Raw genomic sequence first — 7537 nt, 5'->3', positions numbered from 1 at the left:
ACTCGCGCTCCGCCTGCGCAGCCCGCCGCAGGGACGCCGACTTGCCGCGGACGCCGGCGGCCCGCTCCTCGGCCGACCGGTGGGCGAGCCTGGCCTCGAGTTCCGCGGCCCGGGCCGAGGCCACCGCGGCCTGCGCGGCACCGCGCCCGTCGTCCTCGGGTGGCCGGACCTCGTCGTCGTCCCCGGCCCTGGCGAGTCGGTCGGTCAGCTCGGCGTGTTCGGCGCGCGCGGCGTCGAGCTTGTCCACCGAGATCCGGCGGGTCTGCTCCAGGCGCCGCACCTCGGCCTCGGCGCGACGCCGTCGCGTGCCGATACGGGCGAGCTCCGCGTAGATCTCCTCGATCGCGGCGTCGGACTCGCTGATGGCGGCGAGCGTCTCGGAGAACCGGTCCGCCCGCTCGGTGTCCTCGGCCGCGGCGCCGGCCAACTCGGCGCGGGTGGTCTCGATCTCGGCCCGAACGGCGTCGCGCTCGACGACCGCGGCGTCGATCGCCGACTGGATCTCCAACCCCGTCCGCCCCGACGCGGACCCGCCCACGGTCCACCCAGCGCCAGCCAGCTCCCCGTCGCGGGTCACCGCGCGCACGCGGCGGTCCGCTTCGACCTGGGCGTGGGCGGCGGCGAGGTCGTCGACCACGACCACATCGACCAACAGGGCGGTCACCGCCGCCACGAGGTCCTCCGGGACGTCCACCACGTCCAGCGCCCAGCGTGCCCCGCCGACCAGGTCGACCTCCAGGCGGTAGTCGCCACCCGGCGCCCCGGCGCCCACGAGACCGGCCCGGCCCGCGTCGGCCTCGCGCAACGCCGCAAGTACCTGGCGCCGGTCCACGGAGGTGTCCACGACCACCGCGTCGACGGCCGGCCCGAGTGCGACCCCCACGGCGCGTTCCCACCCGTCGCGGACGCCGAGCATCTCCCCCACCGTCCCGGCGACGGCGTCGGCCCCGAGGTGCCGCAGGACCCACTCGGCGCCGTCCCCGGCGCCCTTGTTCTGCTCGAGAGTCTCGATCCGGGCGGCCAGCCGCGCGATCCGCTGGTCGGCCTCCCGCTCGATCCCCTGCAACTCCGCCAGCCGGGCCCGTGCCGCCAGGTGGGCGCGCTCGGCCCGCCCCAGGTGTTCGTCGAGGGTCCGCTCGCTCTGCTCGTGCGCCCCCACCCTGGCGTGGACGGCGTCGAACTCGGCCTCGGCGTCGACCACGGCGGTGCGCGCGACCTCCGCCTCGGCGTCCACGCGCGCGATCTCCGCCTGGGTGGACTCCACTCTCGCGGCGAGGGTCTCGACCTTGCCCGCGAGCCTGGCCACGCCCTCCCGGCGGTCCGCGATCGCCCGGACGGCCTTGAGATGCTCGGCCTCGAGCGCGGCGAGCGTCGACTCGGCCCGTCCGAGAGCCTCCGTCGCGAGACGGGCCTTCTCGGCGGCGGCGTCGACCTGGGCGGCGAGTTCCTCCTCGTGCACGGCGGCCCGCTCGGCCTGGCGCTCGAGCTCGTCCGGGTCGGTGCCGTGGTGCACGGCGACCTCGGCGGCCAGCGACCGCGCGCGGTCGGCGGCGATCCGGGCGGTGGCGCGGGCCCGCTCCGCCAACGTCGACAGACCGAACCACCGCTGCTGCGCGGCGTCGGCGTCCGGGGTCAGCCGATCGAGCTCGGCCTGGGTGTCTGCGACGGCCCGCACCAGCTCGTCCCTGCGGTCGACCGCCTGCGCGACCTGGTCCGCCAACCGGGTGCGGACACTCTCGGCATCCGCGAGCTCGCGTCGACGGGTGACCAGGTCGTCGGCGGCGAGGCGGAACGTGGCGTCGCGCAGGTCCGCCTGGATGGTCTGCGCCCGGCGCGCGACCTCCGCCTGCCGTCCCAGCGGCTTGAGCTGGCGCCGCAGTTCGGTGGTGAGGTCGTTCAGCCGGTCCAGGTTGCCCTGCATCCCGGCGAGCTTGCGCTGTGCCTTCTCCTTGCGGCGCCGGTGTTTGAGGATCCCGGCGGCCTCCTCGATGAACGCCCGGCGCTCCTCCGGCTTGGACTCGAGGATCTCGGCGAGTTTTCCCTGGCCGACGATCACGTGCATCTCGCGGCCTATCCCTGAGTCCGACAACAGTTCCTGCACGTCCATGAGTCGGGCGCGGTCGCCGTTGATCTCGTACTCCGCGGCGCCGTCGCGGAACATCCGGCGGGTGATCGACACCTCGGCGTAGTCGATCGGCAGCACGCCGTCGGAGTTGTCCAGGGTGAGGGTGACCTCGGCGCGGCCGAGCGGCTGCTTTCCCGTGGTCCCCGCGAAGATGACGTCCTGCATCTTGCCGCCGCGCAGCGATTTGGCACTGTGCTCGCCCATGACCCAGGTCAGGGCGTCGACGACGTTGGACTTGCCCGACCCGTTGGGCCCCACCACGCAGCAGATTCCGGGCTCGAATCTCAGGGTCGTCGGCGCCGCGAAGGACTTGAAGCCCTTGAGCGTCAGCGACTTGAGATACACGGTTGTCGATCCTAGGTCAGCGTTCGACGAATCCCGGGAGTCCGCCCCGGGCCGGCTCCCAGGTGTCGACGACGAGGTCCACGTGGCCGGGGGTCCCGCCGCCGCGGAGGAGTTCCACCAGGTCACGGCACGCGGGCTCCGGTCCCTCCGCCACCACGTGGACGCGCCCGTCCGGCTTGTTGGCCGCGTACCCGCTCAGCCCCAGTTCGAGTGCCCGGCTGCGGGTCCACCAACGGAAGCCCACGCCCTGGACGCGGCCGTGGACCCAGGCGACCAGCCGGACCCGGTCGGCTCCCGGGGCGCTCATGCCTCGCCGCCCCCGGTCTCGAAGCCCAGCTCGATCTCGGTGCCCGCGGTGAGCGTCCGGCCAACCGTGCACGCGGAGTCCACCGAGCGCCGGATCATCGCCACCAGTCGCTCGGCCATCGCCGGGTCTAGCCCGGACAGGTCGAGCTCGTAGCTCTCCTCCAGCAGCGGGTATCGCTCGTTCTCGCGGTCGGCGTCTCCGGAGACGCGAACGGTCGCGGCGTAGTCGTCACCCAACCGGCGGGAGATCGTGAAGTCGGAGGCCATGGCCGTGCAGGCCCCGAGCGCGATCTTGAGCAACTCCCCCGGGGTGAACACCCCCTCGACGTCGGCCGAGCCGATCTCGACCCGGGCTCCCCGGGAAGATGTCCCCACGTAGCGTCGGGTCCCGGTGCGTTCGACACGGAGATCGGGAGCGGGGTGCGCCGCCTGCGGGGCGGCCGGCGCGGGCGTCTGCGTGAGGGTGGGCGGGGTCTGCTCGGTCATGCGGTCATCGTACGACCGGTCCGCGGGCCACCTCAGCCCCGCCGCGGCGCGCGGGACCGACGTGGCGGGCGGGACCGGCGTGGCGCGGGCTGGCAGACCGGGCAGAAGTGCGAACCGCGGTTCATGAAGTCCTCCCGCACCACGGCCGTCCCACACCGCGCGCACGGCAGGCCCGCCCGTCCGTAGACGTCGAGGGAGCGATCGAAGTACCCCGAGGCGCCATTGACGTTGACGTACAGCGCGTCGAATGAGGTGCCGCCGGCCGCCAGCGCGTCCGCCATCACCTCGCGGGCGTGCTCGAGGACCCCGGTCACGGCGCGGAGTGTCACGGCGCCGGACCGCCGGCGGCCGTGGAGACCGGAGCGCCACAAGGCCTCGTCGGCGTAGATGTTGCCGATCCCCGAGACCACGGTCTGATCCAGCAGGAGGCGCTTGATCTCGGTGTCCCGGCGTCGGATCGTCCGGGCGGCGACGAGGGGGTCGAACCCGGGCTCGAACGGGTCCGCCGCGATGTGGGCGGCCGGCGCGGGCAGGAGCTCCCCCGTGCCGTCGAGAGCCTCCGCCAGTGGGACGACGGTCCACCCGCCGAACGTCCGCTGATCGACGAAACGCAGCTCCCTGCCGTCGTCGAGCTCGGCTCGCGCGTGCAGATGGCGTACCGGCGGCGCACCGCCCTCGGCGACCAACATCTGCCCGCTCATCCCCAGGTGTACGAGCAGGCAGTCCGCTCCCGCCGCGTGGTCGGAGTCCAGGGTGAGCCACAGGTACTTGCCGCGACGCCGGGCGCCGCTGACGGTGCGGCCGGTCAGACGCGCGACGATCTCAGGGGCGCCGCCCGGCTGCCGGCGCGCGGTGCGGGCGCCGGTGACCTCCACGGACGTGATCACACGACCGACGACGTGATCGGCCAGGCCCCTGCGGACGACCTCGACCTCGGGTAGCTCGGGCACGTCAGCGTGTGGTCCCGTCCAGGGCGGCCCACGCCTGCTCGGCGGCCTTCTGCTCGGCCTCTTTCTTGGTGCGACCGGTCCCCTCGCCCAGGGACTCGTCGCCCACGAACACCACCGCGGAGAAGGTCTTGTCGTGGTCCGGCCCGGTGGAGGTGATCTCGTACCGCACCCTGGGCCTGCCCGTCGACGCGCACTTCTCCTGCAGGCTGGTCTTCCAGTCGAGGGCCGCCCCCAGATGCGGGACCACCTGCAGTCGGTCGCCGATGATCCGTTCGATCAGACCCCGGGCCGTCTCGAGCCCGTGGGTCAGATAGACCGACCCGAACACCGCCTCGAGGGTGTCGGCGAGGATCGAGTGCTTGTCGCGACCGCCCGTCAGTTCCTCACCGCGGCCGAGCCGCAGGTGATCTCCCAGGCCGCCGGGGCCGATCTCGCGCGCGATGTCGGCCAGGACGTAGGTGTTGACCAGGCTCGCGCGGATCTTGGCGAGGTCCCCCTCGGGACGGTCCGGGTACGCCGTGTAGAGGTACTCCGTCACGACCAACTCGAGCACCGCGTCGCCGAGGAACTCCAACCTCTCGTTGTGGGGCAGACCGCCGTGCTCATAGGCGTACGACCTGTGGGTCAGAGCCTGGGTGGCGAGGTCGGCGGGGAGGGCGACCCCCAGGACAGAGTCCAGGGGCGACGGCTGCTCCGTCACGCGCGGTCCTCACCGGCGTCGCCGGCTCCGGTGGACCCGAACTTCTCCGCCAACCCGGCCCAGCGCGGGTCGATCCGGCCCTCGGCGTCGCCGGAGACGCCGTCGGGAGCGGGGGTGTCCAGGTTGATGCACTCGTCGTGTCCGTAGTCGGTGCACGTCGGCGACATGGGGAACTCCAGACCGAACGCGTCGACGAGCGCGGGCTCGAGGTCGAGCAGGTCGCCGTCCAGCAGGCGGACCTCGTCCTGCTCGGCGGCCTCGGCCGCGGCGGTGCCCTCGGCCGCGTACATGTCGGTCAGGTCCACGCCCACCGGGGCGGAGAACTCGCCAAGGCAGCGCGCGCACTCGACCTCGGCCCGACCGGTGACCGAGCCGGTGACGAGCACACCCTCGTCGACGTAGGTCAGCATGAGGTCGAGGTCCACCTCGGAGCCCTCGGGGATCCGGATGAACTCCACGCCGATGGCCGAGGGGAGGACGGCGGCACGCTGCACCGGCACCATCGAGCCGGGGGCGCGTCCGAGGACGCGGGTGTCGAGGACGAGCGAATCGGCGGCGGGCCGGCCGTGGCGGGGGGTACGGGAGGTGGTGGACACGCCCAGCAGACTACCCGCCGGGGTCAGTAGTCCCCGTACCCGTCGCCCGGGCGCTCGTCCTCGCGGACCCCCCGCCGGCCGGTGGGCTCCCGTCGCCCGACCGGGGCGACACCGTGCAGCTCCTCGCGACCCCGGCTGACGGTGCGGAGGGTGGTGCCGAGGAACTCCTCGAACCGGGCCATCTTCTCGTCGATGTAGGCGTCGCATTCCTCGCGCCGACGCTCGCTCTCGGCGTGCGCGGCGTCTCGCACCCGCGCGGCTTCCTCGTCGGCGATGCGGACGACCTCGGACTCGGACAGCATCCGCTGCTGCTCCTGCCGGGCTTCGGTGATCGTGCGGTCGTAGAGGATGTTGGCCTGTTCGACGAGCCGGTCTGCCTCCGCGCGGGCGCGGCTCGTGGTGGACTCGGCGTCCCGACGCGAGCGGTCGAGGAGCTCCGCCGACTCGGCGCGGGCGTCGCCCACCAGCCCGTCGGCGTGGGTGGTCGCCTCGGCGACCATGCGGTCGGCGCGGGCCTTGGCGTCGGCGAGCATGGCGTCCGCGTCCTCGCGCGCCTCGCGCAGGGTGCGGTCCGCCTCGGCGTCGGCGGCGGCGACCGTCTCGCGGGCGGTGGCATCGGCCTCCGCGAGCACCCTGTCGCGCTGGTCCAGCACGTCCTGGGCGTCGTCGAGTTCGCCGGGGAACGAGTCACGGATGTCGTCGAGCAACAGCAGGGACTCGTGCCGGGGCACCACGCAGTTCGCGGTCATGGGCAGACTGCGGGCGTCCTCGATCATCGCGTTCAGCTCGTCGAGGGCCTGGAACACTCGGTACACGCTCGTCCCTTCACCGGATCGTCACTCTTGCCCCACCAGTGTGCCCGCAACACAGGTCGCCGGGTCGGTGCGTGGGCGGTGTGTCCGGTAGGTCCGGCGGGCCGACGCCGCTTGCCCCGCCCCTCCCCGTCAGCCCAGGCGCTCCGTCAGGGCGCGGGCGACCGGCTCCGGCAGCAGGTGGGACACGTCGCCGCCGAGTCGGGTGACCTCGCGGCACAGCGAGGAGGAGACGAACGCCAGGTCGGCCCGGGTGGGCAGGAAGACGGTGTCGATCTCGGCGATCGAACGGTTCATGTGGGCCATCGGCAACTCGTAGTCGTAGTCGGTGGAGTCGCGCAGGCCCTTGATCACCGCGGTGGCACCCTGATCGCGGCAGTAGTCCACGAGCAGTCCGTAGAAGCTGTCCACCCGCACCCCGGGAATGTCGACGCAGACCTCGTCGATCATCGCCTTGCGCTCGTCGATCGAGAAGGTGCCCTGTTTGTTGGGGTTGGCGACCACGCACACGATCACGTCGTCGAACAGCGCGGCGGCTCGCCGGATGATGTCGAGGTGCCCGAGGGTCACCGGATCGAAGGAGCCTGGGCACACGACGGTGGTCATGGGGCGACCGTATCAACACGCCGGGCCATCTCCACGGCGGTCTCGCCGTAGGTGCGCTCGAACACGACCTCGTACCCGCCCGGCCACCGCACGGCCGGGTCCCGCTTCGACCGCTCCCACACGACGAGCGCGTCCTCCGCGAGCCACCCCCCGGCGAGCAGGGCCTCCAGCACCGGTTCGTCCAGCTCCGCTGACCGCTCGTACGGGGGGTCGGCCAGGACGAGGTGGAATCCGCCCTCGAGGGGGCACCGGCCACGGACCGCGGCGGGTAACGCCGCGCGCTTCACGGTGAGGCGGAGCGGGGACGACGACGATGAGGACGACGACGACGACAACGACGACGACGCGCCCGCCGTGTTCTTCTTCAGGCACGCCACCGCGCGCTGGTTCTCCTCGACGAACCACGCCACGTCGGCTCCCCTGGAGACAGCCTCGAGCCCGAGTGCGCCGGAGCCCGCGAACAGGTCGAGAGCGGCGGCGCCGTCCAGGTCGACCCGACTTCCGATGGCACTGTAGAGCGCCTCGCGGACACGGTCCGTGGTGGGCCTGGTGCCGGCCGGCGGCACGGTGATCGTCAGCCCGCGTAGGCGGCCGGAGATGATGCGGGTCAT

The 7537-nt window shown here is 73.0% G+C and carries 9 protein-coding genes; all 9 read right to left on the bottom strand.

The window, feature by feature from the left end:
- On the bottom strand, positions 1 to 2470 hold a 2470-nt coding region (gene smc / locus Q2K20_RS07245), incomplete at its 3' end, for a chromosome segregation protein SMC (RefSeq protein ID WP_317176759.1).
- 16 nt (positions 2471 to 2486) lie between these two features.
- Entirely contained in the window at positions 2487 to 2777 is a 291-nt protein-coding gene (locus tag Q2K20_RS07240) for an acylphosphatase (RefSeq protein ID WP_269501228.1), read from the bottom strand.
- On the bottom strand, positions 2774 to 3262 hold the full coding sequence (locus tag Q2K20_RS07235) for an OsmC family protein (protein WP_269501226.1): 489 nt from the start codon (positions 3260 to 3262) through the stop codon (positions 2774 to 2776). Before Q2K20_RS07235 ends, Q2K20_RS07240 begins: the two co-directional genes overlap by 4 nt.
- Before the next feature lie 32 nt (positions 3263 to 3294).
- Complete coding sequence (mutM, locus tag Q2K20_RS07230; RefSeq protein WP_096905310.1) at positions 3295 to 4212, bottom strand: bifunctional DNA-formamidopyrimidine glycosylase/DNA-(apurinic or apyrimidinic site) lyase; 918 nt, start codon at positions 4210 to 4212, stop codon at positions 3295 to 3297.
- Position 4213: 1 nt separating this feature from the next.
- Positions 4214 to 4912: a ribonuclease III gene (gene rnc, locus Q2K20_RS07225; protein WP_159148942.1), complete on the bottom strand. Its 699-nt coding sequence runs from the start codon at positions 4910 to 4912 to the stop codon at positions 4214 to 4216.
- Positions 4909 to 5508: a YceD family protein gene (locus tag Q2K20_RS07220; RefSeq protein ID WP_159148943.1), complete on the bottom strand. Its 600-nt coding sequence runs from the start codon at positions 5506 to 5508 to the stop codon at positions 4909 to 4911. Before Q2K20_RS07220 ends, rnc begins: the two co-directional genes overlap by 4 nt.
- Positions 5509 to 5531: 23 nt before the next feature.
- On the bottom strand, positions 5532 to 6323 hold the full coding sequence (locus Q2K20_RS07215; protein WP_096905308.1) for a DivIVA domain-containing protein: 792 nt from the start codon (positions 6321 to 6323) through the stop codon (positions 5532 to 5534).
- A 129-nt stretch (positions 6324 to 6452) separates the two neighbouring features.
- On the bottom strand, positions 6453 to 6926 hold the full coding sequence (gene coaD, locus Q2K20_RS07210; RefSeq protein WP_159148772.1) for a pantetheine-phosphate adenylyltransferase: 474 nt from the start codon (positions 6924 to 6926) through the stop codon (positions 6453 to 6455).
- Positions 6923 to 7537: a 16S rRNA (guanine(966)-N(2))-methyltransferase RsmD gene (gene rsmD, locus Q2K20_RS07205; protein ID WP_269501214.1), complete on the bottom strand. Its 615-nt coding sequence runs from the start codon at positions 7535 to 7537 to the stop codon at positions 6923 to 6925. Before rsmD ends, coaD begins: the two co-directional genes overlap by 4 nt.

Source organism: Dietzia sp. IN118 (genome assembly GCF_032905965.1).
Classification (GTDB): domain Bacteria; phylum Actinomycetota; class Actinomycetes; order Mycobacteriales; family Mycobacteriaceae; genus Dietzia; species Dietzia kunjamensis.
This window is presented reverse-complemented; position numbering and strand designations above follow the sequence as displayed.